Below are 14,907 nucleotides of genomic sequence, written 5' to 3'. Positions count from 1 at the left end.
TCATTCATCCGTCTTCCGCGTCACCGCGTCCAGATCCAGAAGCAGGATCGGCTTGCCCTGATTCAAATGATCCGCGCGGTTCCGTTGATTCAACTTGGCCACGGCATGGACGAAGCCTTTGGCCGGATTGTCGCGACAGGCATCGGGCAAGGGCTCCAGGGCGGTCTGGTCCAGATCCACGGGATCGGCGATCCGATCGACGATCAGACCGTGCTTGCTCCGTCCTCCCACCACGAGAATCCGGCTTTCCTCCGTGACCTGGGCCTGGGGCAGGCCCAAGCGCAAACGCAGATCCAGGGCGGGCATGATCTCCCCGCGCAGGTTGATCAGACCGGCGTAATACGGGCGGGCCTGGGGCACGGGCGTAATCTGGCCGAGGCGGGTCACCTCGCGGACCCTGTTCATGGGTGCGGCGAACAGGGTGCCGGCCAGCTCGAAGCAGACATGACGGCGGTCATCGGACGGGTCTTCGGTCTTGGGGCCGCACTCCAATGCGTGGTCCGGGGAACACTCGCCGGATTGCGCGGGCTGGGCTGCTAAATCAGCGTGGTTCGTGGCATCGCTGCCCACAAGGCGGGAGAGGCGCAGCACGAAGACGATGCGCTTACCGTTATCCAGACGCAGCACGCCGGCGATTTCAGATTCTTCCGCGTCGTACTCGGACTGGCTGGGCGCGGCGGCTTCCGCGGCAAGGATGTCCCGGGGGGCGTGGATGGCCAGACCCAGGCGGGTCGCACCGTGCTCCAGAATCAGGATGTAGCGCCAGTCTTGAGGGTCGTCCGGGGAAGGCGCGGCGTCGGCTCCGGACCGGCCCAGCAGGCCGTTTAACTCGAATACCGCAAGGCTTTGGTCCTGGTGCGAGGTCAGGCCGAGCAGTCCAGGGACCGTGTCCGGCGGAGTGATCAAGGGTTTGCGGGAAATGATCCGCTGGACGTGCTCCATGGACACGGCATATTCCCGTCCCGCGGCGAGAAAACACAACAGCCGACCCTGGTTTTCGGGGTTCTGAGCGACGCAGCGGGACCGATCATCGGATTGTCGGGCAGTCGTGGTCATGGCCGTGGTCATGGCAGTACTCCTCGCGAGGCCGCCTGCATCAATTCCAAGGGGTCCAAGACCAACAAGGCGCGTCCATCCCCCAGGATCGAGGCTCCGGCCAGGCCGGGCAGATCGGCCAGATAACCGACCAGGGGCTTGATCACGATTTCTTCCTGACGCTGCAGCTTGTCCACGGCCACGCCGAGCAGCTCGTCGCCGTTCTGGAGGATCAGCACCGGAATGTCGTCGTCCTCGCCAGGCGTGGCGTCCACCATCCGGGGCAGCCCGTGGTCTCTGTTCATGCCCAGGATTTCAGCCAGGGTTTCCAGCCCGATCACCTCTCCACGCAAAGTCATGGCCCGCCGTTTCATCATCGGCTTGATCGCGGAGCGTTTCAACTTGACGGTTTCGCGGACCGCCTCAACCGGAATGGCGAAGGTCTCCCGACCCACCCCGACCAGCAAGGTTTCCACCACGGCCAGGGTCAGAGGCAGTTCCAGCCGGATCCGGGTTCCCTGACCCTGCTGGGAGTCGATCTTCACCGCTCCCTTGACCTTGCGGATGTTGGTCAGCACCACGTCCATGCCCACGCCCCGGCCGGAAATGGAGGACACCTCGCGGGCCGTGCTGAATCCCGGTGCAAAAATGAGCTGGACGATTTCCTCCCGGCTGATCCGGTCGGCCTGGTCCGGCTGAATCAGGCCCCGTTCCAGAGCCTTCTCCAGAACCAGGTCCGTGTCGATGCCCGCACCGTCGTCCAGAATTTCGATCACGAAGCTGTTGCCCTCTTGACCGGCCTTGATGGCCACGGTCCCGCGTTCGGGCTTGCCTCGTTCCCGACGCAGATCCGGAAGTTCAATCCCATGGTCAGCGGCGTTGCGAATGATGTGCACCAATGGATCGCTGATCTCCTCGGCAATGCCCTTGTCGATTTCCGTTTCCTCGCCGTGCAGAACCAGGTCGATCTTTTTGCCGTTCTTTTGGGTGACGTCCCGGATAATCCGGGGCAGCTTCTGGAACACGGTTTTGACCGGAACCATGCGCAAGGCCATGATGTTGCGCTGCATGGCGTCGGAAATCCGGGACACCAGTTGGCAGGCCCCCCGCAGTTCGCGCAGCCCGGGCAGGGAGGCATCGGCCTCGCGGTCCAGCCGCTTTTGGACGTGGCCCAGGACGTTGCGGGCCACGATCAGTTCGCCCACCAGATTCATGAACCCGTCCAACAGGTTCTGATCAATGCGCATGGTCCGGCCCGGAGTGGGCCCGCCCCCGTCCGGCATGGACGCACCTGCAACGGCAAAAGAGGACGTCGTCGAGTTCGGCGCGGCAAAATCCGAACCGGCGGGAGACATGACGGTGTTTTGTTTCGAGTTCTCCCCGGATTCGCGCACTACTTGTCCGAAATGCAGCGTCACCCCGGCCAGATGTTCGGCCAAGACGTTCAACAGCGGCTCGGAACAGACTATTTCGCCCTGGCGCACGGCGCACAGAACATTTTCAATCCGCTCGGCGTTCACCTCGATATCTTTAAACCCCATGTAGCAGGCGCTGCTTTTCAAGGAATGGGCGGCACGAAAAAACATATCCAAGGTGGTTTTGTCCTCGCCCTGCCCCGTGTTCATCCGTTCCAGACAGACCCGCATGCTCTCCACATGCTGACCGGCCGAATCGATAAAAATGGACGTCGGATCCACCGCGGCCAAAGGCGCGGGGGCGATGGCGCCCGATGTCAGGCCCAGAGCCGTCCGTTCCTCCTCCAGGCGACGCAGCACGCTTTGCGGCGGCTGATGATCCTCCGGCTGGTCGACCATCCGGCGCAGGGCGTCCACGGTCTCAAAGCAGGCGTCCAGCAGGGACCCCGGCATGCTGAACCCGGCCTGGTGCTTCGTGGTTTCCAGGATGGCTTCCAGGGCATGGGCCAGGTCGGAAATGGCGTGCAGTCCGACATAGGATGCCGTGCCCTTGATGGAGTGGATGCGTCGGCACAATTCCTCCAGAGCCTTCCGATCGCCGCTGTTCTGGTCGATGGCCAGCAGGGCCTGCTCGGCCTCGTCCAGGTTTTCCGACGCTTCCAGCTGGAAATCCCGCAGCAGGCGCAACTCCATATCGTCGCGTCCGGTCACGGTGTCGTGCGGCGAAGCGTTCAAAGGTTCCATCGTGCGTGAAGCGGCCACGTCTTTCTCCTGATTACGCCAGCAACATGTTGACCTTGGTCACCAGGGCCTCTGGCTGGGTCGGCTTGACCATGTAGACGTTGGCTCCGGCTTCCATGCCCCTGATCTTGTCCGCGGCCTCCCGTTCCGTGGAGATCATGATCACCGGAGTGTCCCGATACTGTTCGCTGGACCGGATACGGCGGGTCAGCTCGTAGCCGTCCATCTTGGGCATGTTCACGTCCGTGACGATGAGCTGGAATGGTTCCCGGAACAGCAGTTCCAGGGCGACATATCCGTTTTCAGCCATGGCGCAGCTGTATCCCGAGCCTTCCAGGATATAGGCGTGCATGTTCAGGACGATGTTTGAATCGTCGACGATCAGGATCTTGGGTTTCATGATGGGCTCCCTGGGCGCGGGAGGACTGCGCCCGGTTTTTTGTAGCACAGGAAGTCGCCGATCCGTTCCAGAGTGAACGACGCCGTAATCCGGCCCACGGATTCGGAATGGCCCAGAAAAACGTATCCTCCGGGCACCAGGGCGTCGTACAGGGCAGAAAGAACCTGTTTGCGGGAATCGTCGTTAAAGTAGATCAGGACGTTGCGGCAAAAAATGAAATCAAATGCCCGCTTGCGGCGCATGCCCGGGCGGTCCATCAGGTTGAGCTGTTCAAACGCCACGGGTTCCTGGATGTCCGGTTTGACCTGCCAGCCGTCCAGGGTCCGTCGAAAGTATTTCTGCTTGTAGGGAGTGGGCGTTTCCTTGATCGCCCGTTCGCCGTACAGGCCGATCCGGGCCTGGCGGAGCACCCTGCGATCGATGTCCGTGGCCAGGATATTGGTGTTCCAGCGGTCATAATCGTCGATCATTTCCCGCAGGATGATGGCCAGGGTATACGGCTCTTCGCCGGTGGAACAGGCCGCGGACCAGATGTTCAGGCTGTAGTTCCCTTTCTCGCGCTTGGCCTGGAGATAGGACGGCAGGACGTCCTCGGCAAAACCGCGCAGTTGGGGATAGTCACGAAACAGATACGTTTCATTGACGGTCACCTCTTCGATCAGAAAGGCCAGTTCCGCTTCCCGGTCCGTGAACAGCAGTTCGTTGTAGTAGTTCTGAAAGGTGGCGCAGCATTTGGCCTGCATACGTTGCTGCAATCGGCTCTTCAGAAAATAGTCCTTTTTGGCCTCGAAATAGATGCCCGTTTCCTTGTACAGCAGGGCGCGGATTCGCTCCAGATCGGCGTTGGAGATCAGTTCGGACATGAGCGCATCCTTATATTCTCGCAAGCTGTTGCAAGGCCTTGCGGTGATAAAACTGCACGTTCGGGACGAAGCCCTCGACATCCATGGCGTTCAGGGCCGCGAGGGTCTCTTCTCCGGGGATGCGGGCCATGGCGTCCAGGATGTTGCATTGCACCCAGGCCTCCCGATTCATGCGGGCCAGCAGCTCCGGCAGGATTGTCCGATCGCCCAGTCGGCCCAGGGCTTCGGCGGCCGCTCCGGCCACGTTGGCGTTGGGATCGTCCAGCAGACCGATCAGCAGGGGCGTGGCGTTGATCGTCGTAATCTCGCCGATTTTGCCCAAAATGTCCGCGGAGAACTTTCTAATGTCCGGGGAAGACGAGGCGCAGCACCCTTTCAAGACGGAAATGGCGTCCTGGCCCAGGGATTTGAGAATCTCCGGGGCCAGGTTGCGCAGGACCACGTCTTCCGAGGCCAACAGGCCCGCAACCTGTTCCGCGGTTTCCCCGCCGCCGATGGCGGCCAGGGCGTCCGCCGCGGCCTCGCGCACGGCGATGACCGGGTCGGCCAAGGTCGTGATCAGGGCCGGGACGGCACGCCGGTCGCCGAGCAGACCCAGGTCTTCGGCCGCGTAGCGCCGTTCGGTTTCGTCCTGGTCTTGCAATGCCGCGATGAGTTGGTCTTGTTGGTCCATGGCCGCCGCTTTGTGGGGTCAGAAGTGAGAAATCAGAGTCGGTAATCAGAAGTCAGATGCCGGAAGTCGGTTCATCCGCCCTTGACCAGCTTCACGATTATTTCCGCCACGCTGTACGAGGGCAGGATGAATTCCGCGCCGCCCAGCCGGGCGGCTTCCGCTGGCATGCCGTAGACCACCGCGGTTTCCTCGGATTCGGCGATGGTCCGGCCGCCGGCCTGGCGAATGGCGGCCATGGCCTTGGCCCCGTCCGCGCCCATCCCGGTCATCAACACGCCGATCACATTGGGCCCCCCGTAGCACTCCAGGATTGAAAACATGGTCACGTCCACGGACGGCTTGTGCAGGGTGTCCATGGGATAATCGGAAAGGCGGATGAGGTAGCCGGGCTTGCCGGCCCCCCGGGGGGCCAGGGTCATGTGCTTGTCTCCGGGTGCCAGATAGCCCCGCCCGGACTCGATCACGTCCGCATGGTCCGCTTCCTTGATGGACAAAAGGCAGTTGTCGTTCAGGCGTTGGGCAAAGGAGGGGGTGAAGTGGCCGGGCATGTGTTGGATGATCACCACCGGCACGCCCAGGTCCTCCGGCAGATAGGGCAGGATGTCCATGATCGTCTTGGGGCCGCCCGTTGACAGGCCGATGACCACGATTTTCTCTCCCGGCCTTGATCCGGTCGGGCCGGATTTGCGTCCCACCGTGGTCGCGGTTCGCTGGGTTGGAGTCTGGGCCGCTTTCTTGCGGCGGCGATCCAGGCCCAGCCTGGATCGGTTGGCCTTGGCCGCGGCTCGGATCGTGGCGATCAGGTCATCGCCCACCTGGCTGATGTTCCGGGAGATGGTTCCGCCGGGTTTGGCCACGAAATCCACGGCCCCCAGCTCCAGGGCTTCGTAGGTGGTCAGGGCCCCTTCCTGGGTCAGGGAACTGACCATGACCACGGGTCTGGGAGATTCCATCATGATGTACTGCAGGGCGGTCAGCCCGTCCATCACCGGCATGTTGATGTCCAGGGCCACCACGTCCGGGTCGGTTTCCTTGGTCTTATCCACGGCTTCCCGGCCGTCCCGGGCCGCGGCCACCACCTCGATGTCCCCGGCTCTTTCCAGGATTTTCTTGATTTCCCGGCGCATCAGGGCCGAGTCGTCGGCGATCAGCACGGTGATTTTTTTCATGGGCCGGTCCTCTGGAGCCTACAAGGCGACAACGTCGCCATTGGTCAGATTGATATTGATCAAGCCGCTGCGCACGTTGAAACTGACGCTGCGTCCGAACGCGCCGCCCACGGATTGGGCCGCGACGTGCAGCCCCAAAGCCTGAACCACCTGGGTCGCGCCGTGCAGCAGGTCGCGAGGGATGGCGTTCATGAAGTCGCCTTGGCCGTCGGCGAACATATTCCCTGCTCCGATGAGGCGGACGGAGAGGTTTGGCCGACACGCCCCCTCGCGTTCCATCAACCGGATCAACTCAGGCAGAGCCGTGTCCGCGAACAGTCCTGGTGCGCGAAGCGCTTCATCCGGGGTTCCCGCGACGGAACTGGGCATGGGAATATGGGCCATTCCACCCATGGTTCGGGCATGATCCCAGACGCAGACCACGACGCAGGAGCCCACGCCCCGGGTAAGCAATCGACTGTTGCCCCGGGCCACTCGAAATTCCCCTGTTTTGACCTCGACTTCTTTATACGTCGGCACTGGCGCTCCACTCTCTCCCACCGAGGCGGCCCATGCGCCGCCTCGGTGGGAGACCGCAACCCCCTGGGTCATGCTTTTTTCGGGGTCCGAACCTTCCTGGTTCGTGCCCCGTTCTGGGGCGACGTCGTCCGTGAGGGCTCCGCATCCTCTTCCTCAAGAGGCTCTTCTTCCATCGGATCTCCGGATTCTTCCGGCTCATCGTCATCAACGACCTCGATCCCGCGGTCCTCCAGGACTTCCGCTTCCCGAGACGTTTCCTCGCCGACCGCGATTCCCTGCTCTTCGGTCATGCCGCGCAGTTCGCGCTCCTCCCGGTCCGAGAGGATGGCGTCCACGTTGAGCAGGATGATGATCCGCTTGCCGTTGTCCAGCTTGCCAAGCCCTTCGATGAACCGCCGGTCCGTCTCAACGGACAGAACCATGGGCGGCGGTTCGATGTGCGTGCGGACCATACGCAGCACCTCGGATACGGAATCCACGATAATGCCGGTGGTCTTGCCCTGGATGTTGACCACCACGATCCGGTTCTGTTCCGTACGTTCATCACGGGCCAGGCCGAACCGGGTGCGCATGTCGATCACCGGTAGGACGTTGCCCCGCAGATTGACGATGCCCTCCACGAAGGTCGGGGCCTTGGGCACGCTGGTGATCTCCTCGATCCGGATGATCTCCTGAACGCGCATGATGTGGATGCCGTACTCTTCCTGGGCCACCTTGAAGCAGACCAGTTGGGTTTCATCCTCGCTCTCCTGGGTCGCGGCCTTGCGGGTTTCGCGAGCCGCGCATCCGGCCGCGGCGGCGACTTCCTTGCGCTCCTTGTCCGAAAGCAGGCGCTCCGCGTCCAGGAGCATCAGCAGCCGTTCGCCCTTGTTCAGCTTGCCCACGCCCTTCAATCGTGAAGCGTCTTCGGCTTCGATGATCGACGGCGGCTGCTCGATGCTGGACTTGGGCAGGCGCAGGACCTCGGAAACCGAGTCCACCTGCACGCCGGTCAGCACTCCTTGCAGATCCAGGACCACGATGCGCCGGGCGTCGATGTCGTCGTCATCCCCGGTTTCGACCGCGGTTTCCTGTTCCGCGGCCATGCCGAACCGGGCCCGCAGGTCCACGATGGGCAGCAGGCGGTTGCGCAGGGACATCACGCCCTTCACGAAGTGCGGCGCCTTGGGCACGCTGGTGATCTCCGTGATCCGGATGATCTCCTGAACCTGCATGATGTCGATGGCGAACTCCTCGTCGACCAGCTTGAAGGTGACGAGCAGTTCCTCTTCCTCCAGCGCCTTGGTTTCGAAGAGCGTGCTCCGGGTCCGTTCCGCGCCGGCCAGGGCCGCTTTGAGTCCCTTGGCGTGGGGAATGAGCATTTCCGCGTTCAGAATCATCACCAGCCGCTTGTCCTGTCCGATCTTTGCCACCCCCCGCAGATACTGCCCCTCGATCCCGGCCACGATGGACGGCGGCTGTTCAATGATCTCGTCGTCGATGTGCAGGACTTCGGAAACGGCGTCCACGATCACCCCCGTGGACGTGCCGCCGCAGTCCAGGACCACCACGCGGGTGGCGTCGTCGGCTTCCCGGAAGGCCAGCCCCAGGCGTTCCCGCAGATTGATCACGGGCAGGATGTTGCCCCGCAGGTTGGCGATGCCCTCCATGTAGGCCGGGGCGTTGGGCACCTTGGTCATCACCGGCGGGCGGACGATCTCCTGGACCAGGCTGATGGGAAAGGCCAACTCTTCACCTGATAAGGAAAAGGTCACCAATTGCCCGTCGCTGGATTCCATGTTTCTATTTTCCGTACTCATATGGCTCTCCCTGGTCCCCTGAGGGGTTAGGCCGTCTGCAGTTCGTCCGCGAGAGCCGAGATGTCCTCAATGGCCTGGCTGAGTTCCTGCATTCCCTTGGCCTGCTGGGTGGCGCTGGCCGAGGCCTGTTGGGCCGCGCTGGAAGACTGTTGGGCCGCGGAGGCGATCTGTTCCACGCCCTTCTGGGCCTGTTCCACGGCCACGGCGGATTCTTCGGCGCTGCGCTGGATGTTCTGGATCCCGGAATGAACCTCCGAGATATCCTTTTCAATGCGCTGCAGGTCCGCGTTGGATTTCTTGGCGTTGAGCATTTCCCGTTCGGCCAGGGCGCCCACGTCCAGGATGTCCCGGGACACCACCAGAACCTGATCCTGGATGCCGCGCACCAGATCCTTGATCTTTTCGGCGTTCTGTTCCGAATCATTGGCCAGGGTCCGGATGTCCGAGGCCACCACGGCGAAGCCCTTGCCGTATTCCCCGGCCCGGGCCGCCTCAATGGCCCCGTTCACGGCCAGCATGTTCGTCTGCATGGCCACGCTGGTAATGGCGTCCACGATTTTGTCGATCTGACGGACCCGTGTTTCCAGATTCTTCACGTTCTGGGCCGATGTGGCGCTGGCCTTGGCGCTTTCGCTGATTCCGACGATCAGTTTGTCCACGGCTTCCTTGTTGGCTTCCAGGAGCTGGACCATGCTGTTCACCTGTTCCAGGGCGTCGGCGGCCTTGGTCGCGATATCCTGGCTCTGCTTGTTGACCTGGTTGATGGCCGCGGCGGATTCCTCGGTGGCCGAACCCTGTTGTTCCGCGCCCTTGGCGATCTGGCGGATGGCGCTCATGATTTGCTGGGAAGCGGCGTTGGCCTGGGAAATGGTCGCGGAAAGCTGCTCGGCCGTCGACGCAAGCTGCTCGCTGGACTTCTCCGAATCCGTGTTCACCTTCAGGTCTTCGGCCATCTGGGCCAATTCCTCGGTGGCCATCTCGATGTCCTTCATGGCCTTCATCTGCTCGGCGGTGGAGGACGATGCCTGGGCCGCGGCGCTGGCCGACTCCTCGGCCGCGGCGGCGATGATCTCCACGCCCTTCAGAAACTGGACAATGGCCGCGGCGATGCTGGTGCTCAAATCGTTGATGCTCGAACAGCCCCCGCTCAGGGTCTGCATTTCTTTGTCGATCCGCAGCAACTGCTGGTTGATGGCCCGGCCCTTTTCCACCTCGTCCTTGCCCGTCACCCCGGCTTCTTGCACATCCTTGGCCACCACCTTCACTTCTTTCTGGATATCGGTGATCAGCTCCCGGATGGATCGGGCCGATTTTTCCGCGCCCTCGGCCAGATTGCGGACTTCGTCCGCGACCACGGCGAACCCTCGTCCGTGTTCTCCGGCTCGGGCCGCCTCAATGGCCGCGTTCAGGGCCAAAAGGTTGGTCTGGTCCGCAATCCCGGCCACGGTCCTGACCACCTGGCCGATTTCATCCGCCTGGCGCTCCAGTTCGGAGATCATCCTGGCCGACTCCATGTTCCGTTCCGCGGACAGGCCGACGTTGGTGATGATGGATTCGATGTCCGAGGAGGTCAGGCGGACCAGTTCCTGCAATGTATCGGTCTTTTCCATGGCCGACTGGGCCGTGTTGCTGGCCACTTGCGCGCCCTTGTTCAGTTGTTCGGCCGCGGCCTGGGATTCCTGCGCCGCCGCGCTGGCCTCGGTGGCCCCGGAGGAAATCTGCTCCATGGCCTTGTTCATCTGCTCGGCCGCGGCATTGGCCTGGGCGATCCCGCTGGCTAATTCCTCCGTGGCCGAAGCAATCCGCTCCGCGGCCTGCTGACGCTTGGCCACGGTGCGGCCGGTCGCGCGCTGGGCGGCCCGCTCCTTGGCGATGCGCCGTTTTTCGGCGAGTTCATTGGCCGTTCGGTCGGATTCCGTGGGGATGTACTCCCTTTGCCGGGACATGGTCGGGGGGGCTGCCAGTTTTGCCATGATCGTTCTCCAAAAAGAATGTGGTTGTGTTGATGATCCGCCAAGCCGGCGTGGATAGCCCGGATTGGACGTTTGCCGTATCAGCCGACGGCAACGGAAGCCGTGGACCGCATGGAAGCTCGCGGCGCGTTGCTCGAGCGCAAGGCTTGCTCGACCACCGTGGCCAGGGTGTCAGGGTGAAAGGGCTTGAGCAGGAAAAAGGTCGCTTTGGCCTCCCGAGCCTGCTGTTCCGTGTCTTTCGAATCGTCGCTGGTCACGATGATGGTTGGAATGCGTGACGCGCCGGAGGTCTCGGAAATGTTGGTCAATCCCAGGAGCAGATCCAGGCCGCTCATCTTGTCCATGAACACGTCCAGAATCAGCAGATCAAACGGCTCCCTGGTCAAAAGCCGCAAGGCCTCCCGACCGTCCCGGACGCTATACAATTCATGGCCCATGGACTGGATGCACCGAGAGATGATTTCCCGGTAAAAGAGATCGTCATCCGCGATCAAAACCTTTGCCATGCCTGTCTCCTTAGCGCTGGATATCGCGGAGAGAAGAGCAAACGGTGTGCCGCGGCGACTCTGTCAACGTTTCTTGTTTGATTGCAGTGTGTTGGTTGTTACTTGTCCAGCTGAAAATGGTCGTGGTGGGGGACCGATGGGAGGTGAAAATGCCTCCCGTCCCAGGCGGGCAGGCGGCCTGGAAAGGGCCTTTGGCCAGGAAGGCCGCCGCTTTCCCGGTGGAGCGAAGCCGGATGGCGGGTTTACCTCCCAGGTGGTGGGGCGACCTCCTGGCCAGGAGGATCGGAAGCGTTCCGCGAGGGGGCATGGCAGAAGAGCGCTGTTTATTAACCAATGCATATAAGCTGCCCACCCAACGGAATCGGGTTTTATCGGTTGAAATCGTTTGACTGGCACCTCGAATTCATGCATTTCGAGTTTTTATGATGGAGGAGGCCTAAATTTTAACGCACCCGAAGAGCTGAAGCGGGCGATCAGTGATTATGTGGACAGTCTGACCATGGGGTAAAGATTTCAACAAGGTCAGGATTGTGCTGGAATAGGAGCCTGGCATGGATGTCACCGAACAGCAGATAAGAGAACTGATCCGCAAGGGTGAAGGAATTGATCTTGAATTTAAAACCTGCCGAAACCAGCTCAACCGGGATGTCTACGAAACGGTTTGCGCCTTTTTGAACCGGCGTGGCGGCACCTTGCTTCTCGGTGTTCAGGATAACGGGGCTATTCAAGGCATCGAGTCGGATACGGCGGCGCAAATCCGGAAAGACTTTGTCACGGCCATCAACAATCCCCAGAAAATATCCCCGCCCACCTATCTGGCGGTCGATGAAGTCACGATTGACGGCAAACCACTGCTCCGCGTCTATGTGCCGGAAAGCTCGCAGGTGCATCGCTGCAATGGTCGCATTTACGACCGCAACGAAGACGGCGATCTGGATATCACCGATCACACCGCCCAGGTGGCACAGCTTTACCAGCGCAAGCAGGTCACCTACAGCGAGAACAAGGTGTTTCCCCATCTTGGTCTTGATGACCTGGATCGCGACCTGATAGCCAAATGCCGCAAGATCGCCACCCTGCGTTGGGAAGATCATCCATGGAAGGACCTGGACGATCTGGAACTGTTGCAAAGCGCCCAGCTATACCAGGCCGATCCCGAAAGCGGGAAGAGCGGCGTCACCCGCGCCGGTATCTTGCTTCTGGGAAAGCAGCTGCCGTTATTGCAGGCCGTGCCGCACCACCGCACCGACCTGATTCTGCGCAAGGTCAATCTCGACCGCTACGACGACCGGGATTTCGTGGATGTCAATCTGGTGGAGAGTTACGAGCGGATCATGGCCTTTATCCACAAGCACCTGTCTGATCCTTTTTATCTGGAAGGCACGACCAGCATCAGCATCAGAGATGCCATCTTCCGGGAGGTGGCATCAAACATCCTGATTCACCGGGAATACACCAACGCCTTCCCCGCCAAGCTGATCATCGAGTACGGCCAGGTCCGCACCGAAAACAGCAACCGCCCCCACGGCTTTGGCCGTCTGGACCCTGAAAACTTCACCCCTTTCCCGAAAAATCCGGTAATTGCCCGGTTTTTCCGCCAGATTGGCCGGGCTGATGAGCTGGGCTCCGGCATGCGCAAGATGATGAAGTACAGCAGGACTTACGGTGGTGCTGATCCCGAACTGGTGGAGGGAGATGTCTTCAGGATGATTATCAAGGTGCCAGAATTCAGCGAGAAGAAAGTACCAGGAGCCCAACAATCAACCCGGCAAGTCAAGGCCCATGATGAGGCCCATGATGAGGCCCATGATGAGGCCCATGACTTGTCAGAAACAGAATTGGCCATTCTGAATGCCTGCAGAAGCACACCCCAAGGCACTCCGGAATTGTTGAATACCCTGGGGTATACGAGCAGGACCGGCCATTTTAAAAAGGCGATGCTGCGCCTTGAGGAATCACTGAACTTTTTAGAAAAAACTCTGCCGGATGTACCCCGGAGTAAAAATCAGAAATACCGGCTGACGGCAAGAGGAACGAAATTGCTAGAGAAGCTTGCGAAATGAGCGCGTTCAGCGATTCGAGGAAATTGAAGCTTGGCGAAAGGCCCGAGAACGAATCAAGGAAATCTATGCATTGACCAATGACGGACCGTTTGCCCGTGACTTCGGTCTGCGCGACCAAATCCGACGGGCATCGGTTTCCATCATGTCCAACTTCGCTGAAGGATGCCTTGGACATCGGAACACACTATTCTCCGAAGGATCTGCTTGCCCCTCCGTGGAATTGGATCATACGAAGCAAGAGCGCCCCGGCTCAGGCCGCGACGCTTTTGCGATCCATGCCCAGTTCCTGGAGCTTGGTATAGAAGTTCTTCTTGTGCATCCCGGTGAGGCTCAGGGATTGATTGAGGCTGCCCTTGGACAGGGACAGGATCGAGGAGAAGTATTGCATGTCGAACTTGCGGAGAACCTGTTGTTTGGTCTCCTGGTACGTGGCGGGAGGAACGTCGTTGTCCGCGGCTTCCCAGACGCGGAGTTCCCGGGCCACGTCCGCGGCCTCGATGGGCCTTTTTTCGCACTTTTCCGACGTCAGATAAAGCAACTGGCGGAGTTGACGGGCGTTTCCGGGCCAATGGTATTGCCGCAGGCAGGACAAGGCCTGGGAGGAAATGCGTCGGGGGCGGTCCTTGCTCGGTCTCAACTCGCTCAGGAAGTGCTCGGCTAAAACCGGGATGTCCTCCGGGCGCTCGCGCAGCGGAGGTATGGTGATCACGGCCGCGGCCAGACGGAACAGCAGATCCTTGCGGAACGTTCCTTCCCGGCTCATGGCCCACAGGTCCTGGTTGGTGGAGGAGATGATCCGCGCATCGGCCTTGCGCAGGTCGGATTCGCCGACCTTGTTGTATTCGCCGGAATCCAGAAAACGCAGCAACTTGCTCTGCACCCGAACGTCCAGTTCGCCCACCTCATCGAGGAGCAGGGTTCCTCCGTCCGCCGCGCCGACAAACCCCTGGGTGCTGCGTACGGCATGGGTGAAGGCCCCGCGCGTATGACCGAACAGTTCGCTTTCGGCCAGGGAGCCCAGGGTGGCGCAGTTGACCGGCACGAAGCGGGCCTTGTGGCGCGTGCTTTGCCGGAAGAATTCCCGGGCCGCGGCTTCCTTGCCCACCCCGCTTTCCCCGGTGATGAACACCGAAATATCCGAATTGGCCAGGGTGGCAGCCTGATCTCGCAATTCGCGCATCGCGGATGAGACCCCGACGACGAGGCTCGGAGCGTTCTCTGCCTCGTCGCGGCGACACCCGGCCGCTCGTCCGGCGCTTTCCCGGAGAGCCGCCCGGACCGTACAGATCATCTGCCCGGACAGGGCCGGTTTGGTAATGAAATGACGAACGCCTCGCGTCATGGCCGCGTCCATCAGCTCGTCTGGAAAATCTTCAGCCACCATGACCACGCCGCGTTGAAAATTCACGGCGTCGAGAAAGGCCAGGGCCTTGTCGGCGTCCATGTTCGTGATGTCCAGGATGAATTGGTCGATCCCGCGAACGTCCGCGGGCTCGTCCAGGGCGTCCCTGCGCAAAAAGCGGCAATCCCACTGATAATCGCCCTGAATGGCTTCCAACAAATGTTCATCCCTGGAATAGACCACAACCGTGCTGCTCATCGCTCCCCCTTGATCCAGCCCCGCGACCGCGCTGTTCTCTTGTCCTCATGCCGGGCAGGCTTGCGCGCTACCTTTGGCTAGGGCAAAACCCATGCCGAAGGAGTGAGTTTTCTATTTCGCTGAAATCAAAGGAGTATTCGTGGAGAGGGGT

Annotated in this window: 12 protein-coding genes and 1 pseudogene; 2 read left to right on the top strand and 11 right to left on the bottom strand. The window is 61.1% G+C overall.

Annotation, left to right across the window (positions count from 1 at the left end; genetic code table 11):
* The 10 genes from AC559A_RS04155 to AC559A_RS04110 form a co-directional block, all read right to left on the bottom strand.
* The gene (locus AC559A_RS04155) at positions 1-1,068 is read right to left on the bottom strand and encodes a chemotaxis protein CheW (RefSeq protein WP_498816412.1); all 1,068 of its coding nucleotides are present in this window, start codon (positions 1,066-1,068) and stop codon (positions 1-3) included.
* Complete coding sequence (locus AC559A_RS04150; protein WP_498816411.1) at positions 1,065-3,212, bottom strand: Hpt domain-containing protein; 2,148 nt, start codon at positions 3,210-3,212, stop codon at positions 1,065-1,067. Before AC559A_RS04150 ends, AC559A_RS04155 begins: the two co-directional genes overlap by 4 nt.
* 13 nt (positions 3,213-3,225) lie before the next feature.
* Positions 3,226-3,591, bottom strand: coding sequence for a response regulator (locus AC559A_RS04145; protein ID WP_028572704.1), 366 nt, complete (start codon positions 3,589-3,591; stop codon positions 3,226-3,228).
* Positions 3,588-4,454, bottom strand: coding sequence for a CheR family methyltransferase (locus AC559A_RS04140; RefSeq protein WP_498816410.1), 867 nt, complete (start codon positions 4,452-4,454; stop codon positions 3,588-3,590). Before AC559A_RS04140 ends, AC559A_RS04145 begins: the two co-directional genes overlap by 4 nt.
* A 10-nt stretch (positions 4,455-4,464) precedes the next feature.
* On the bottom strand, positions 4,465-5,127 hold the full coding sequence (locus tag AC559A_RS04135; protein ID WP_498816409.1) for a HEAT repeat domain-containing protein: 663 nt from the start codon (positions 5,125-5,127) through the stop codon (positions 4,465-4,467).
* Positions 5,128-5,198: 71 nt separating this feature from the next.
* Positions 5,199-6,296, bottom strand: a complete 1,098-nt coding sequence (locus AC559A_RS04130) for a protein-glutamate methylesterase/protein-glutamine glutaminase (RefSeq protein ID WP_498816407.1) — start codon at positions 6,294-6,296, stop codon at positions 5,199-5,201.
* Positions 6,297-6,314: 18 nt separating this feature from the next.
* Positions 6,315-6,887 carry a chemotaxis protein CheD gene (locus AC559A_RS04125; protein ID WP_498816405.1) on the bottom strand — a complete coding sequence of 191 codons (573 nt, stop codon included), beginning with the start codon at positions 6,885-6,887 and terminating at the stop codon, positions 6,315-6,317.
* Complete coding sequence (locus AC559A_RS04120) at positions 6,884-8,614, bottom strand: chemotaxis protein CheW (RefSeq protein ID WP_498816404.1); 1,731 nt, start codon at positions 8,612-8,614, stop codon at positions 6,884-6,886. The genes AC559A_RS04125 and AC559A_RS04120 overlap by 4 nt, the downstream gene beginning before the upstream one ends.
* Before the next feature lie 26 nt (positions 8,615-8,640).
* A complete protein-coding gene (locus AC559A_RS04115) occupies positions 8,641-10,587 on the bottom strand; it encodes a methyl-accepting chemotaxis protein (RefSeq protein ID WP_498816403.1) in 1,947 nt (648 codons plus the stop codon).
* A gap of 80 nt (positions 10,588-10,667) precedes the next feature.
* Positions 10,668-11,093, bottom strand: coding sequence for a response regulator (locus tag AC559A_RS04110; RefSeq protein ID WP_028572699.1), 426 nt, complete (start codon positions 11,091-11,093; stop codon positions 10,668-10,670).
* Positions 11,094-11,644: 551 nt separating this feature from the next.
* On the opposite strand from AC559A_RS04110, the gene AC559A_RS04105 reads away from it, so the two are divergent.
* Both AC559A_RS04105 and AC559A_RS04100 read left to right on the top strand, forming a co-directional pair.
* Positions 11,645-13,156 (top strand): RNA/DNA-binding domain-containing protein, encoded by a 1,512-nt coding sequence (locus tag AC559A_RS04105; RefSeq protein ID WP_498816402.1) that lies wholly within the window; start codon positions 11,645-11,647, stop codon positions 13,154-13,156.
* Positions 13,146-13,322 (top strand): annotated as a pseudogene (locus tag AC559A_RS04100) (four helix bundle protein); the annotation flags it as partial. The gene AC559A_RS04105 and the pseudogene AC559A_RS04100, both read left to right, overlap by 11 nt.
* A gap of 84 nt (positions 13,323-13,406) precedes the next feature.
* Here AC559A_RS04100 and AC559A_RS04095 read toward each other — a convergent pair.
* Positions 13,407-14,756: a sigma-54-dependent transcriptional regulator gene (locus AC559A_RS04095; RefSeq protein ID WP_498816400.1), complete on the bottom strand. Its 1,350-nt coding sequence runs from the start codon at positions 14,754-14,756 to the stop codon at positions 13,407-13,409.
* Positions 14,757-14,907 lie beyond the last annotated feature (151 nt).

The organism is Desulfonatronum zhilinae (assembly GCF_900182865.1).
In the GTDB taxonomy this organism is placed as follows: domain Bacteria; phylum Desulfobacterota; class Desulfovibrionia; order Desulfovibrionales; family Desulfonatronaceae; genus Desulfonatronum; species Desulfonatronum lacustre.
Note: the sequence above shows the minus strand (reverse complement) of the source record. Positions and strands in the feature narration are given on the sequence as shown.

Excerpts from the sequence above, each read along its gene's own strand:
- AC559A_RS04115 (WP_498816403.1), bottom strand. The coding sequence starts at position 10,587 with ATGGCAAAACTGGCAGCCCCCCCGACCATGTCCCGGCAAAGGGAGTAC.
- AC559A_RS04110 (WP_028572699.1), bottom strand. The coding sequence starts at position 11,093 with ATGGCAAAGGTTTTGATCGCGGATGACGATCTCTTTTACCGGGAAATC.
- AC559A_RS04135 (WP_498816409.1), bottom strand. The coding sequence starts at position 5,127 with ATGGACCAACAAGACCAACTCATCGCGGCATTGCAAGACCAGGACGAA.
- AC559A_RS04145 (WP_028572704.1), bottom strand. The coding sequence starts at position 3,591 with ATGAAACCCAAGATCCTGATCGTCGACGATTCAAACATCGTCCTGAAC.
- AC559A_RS04125 (WP_498816405.1), bottom strand. The coding sequence starts at position 6,887 with ATGACCCAGGGGGTTGCGGTCTCCCACCGAGGCGGCGCATGGGCCGCC.
- AC559A_RS04140 (WP_498816410.1), bottom strand. The coding sequence starts at position 4,454 with ATGTCCGAACTGATCTCCAACGCCGATCTGGAGCGAATCCGCGCCCTG.
- AC559A_RS04095 (WP_498816400.1), bottom strand. The coding sequence starts at position 14,756 with ATGAGCAGCACGGTTGTGGTCTATTCCAGGGATGAACATTTGTTGGAA.
- AC559A_RS04105 (WP_498816402.1), top strand. The coding sequence starts at position 11,645 with ATGGATGTCACCGAACAGCAGATAAGAGAACTGATCCGCAAGGGTGAA.
- AC559A_RS04155 (WP_498816412.1), bottom strand. The coding sequence starts at position 1,068 with ATGACCACGGCCATGACCACGACTGCCCGACAATCCGATGATCGGTCC.
- AC559A_RS04120 (WP_498816404.1), bottom strand. The coding sequence starts at position 8,614 with ATGAGTACGGAAAATAGAAACATGGAATCCAGCGACGGGCAATTGGTG.
- AC559A_RS04130 (WP_498816407.1), bottom strand. The coding sequence starts at position 6,296 with ATGAAAAAAATCACCGTGCTGATCGCCGACGACTCGGCCCTGATGCGC.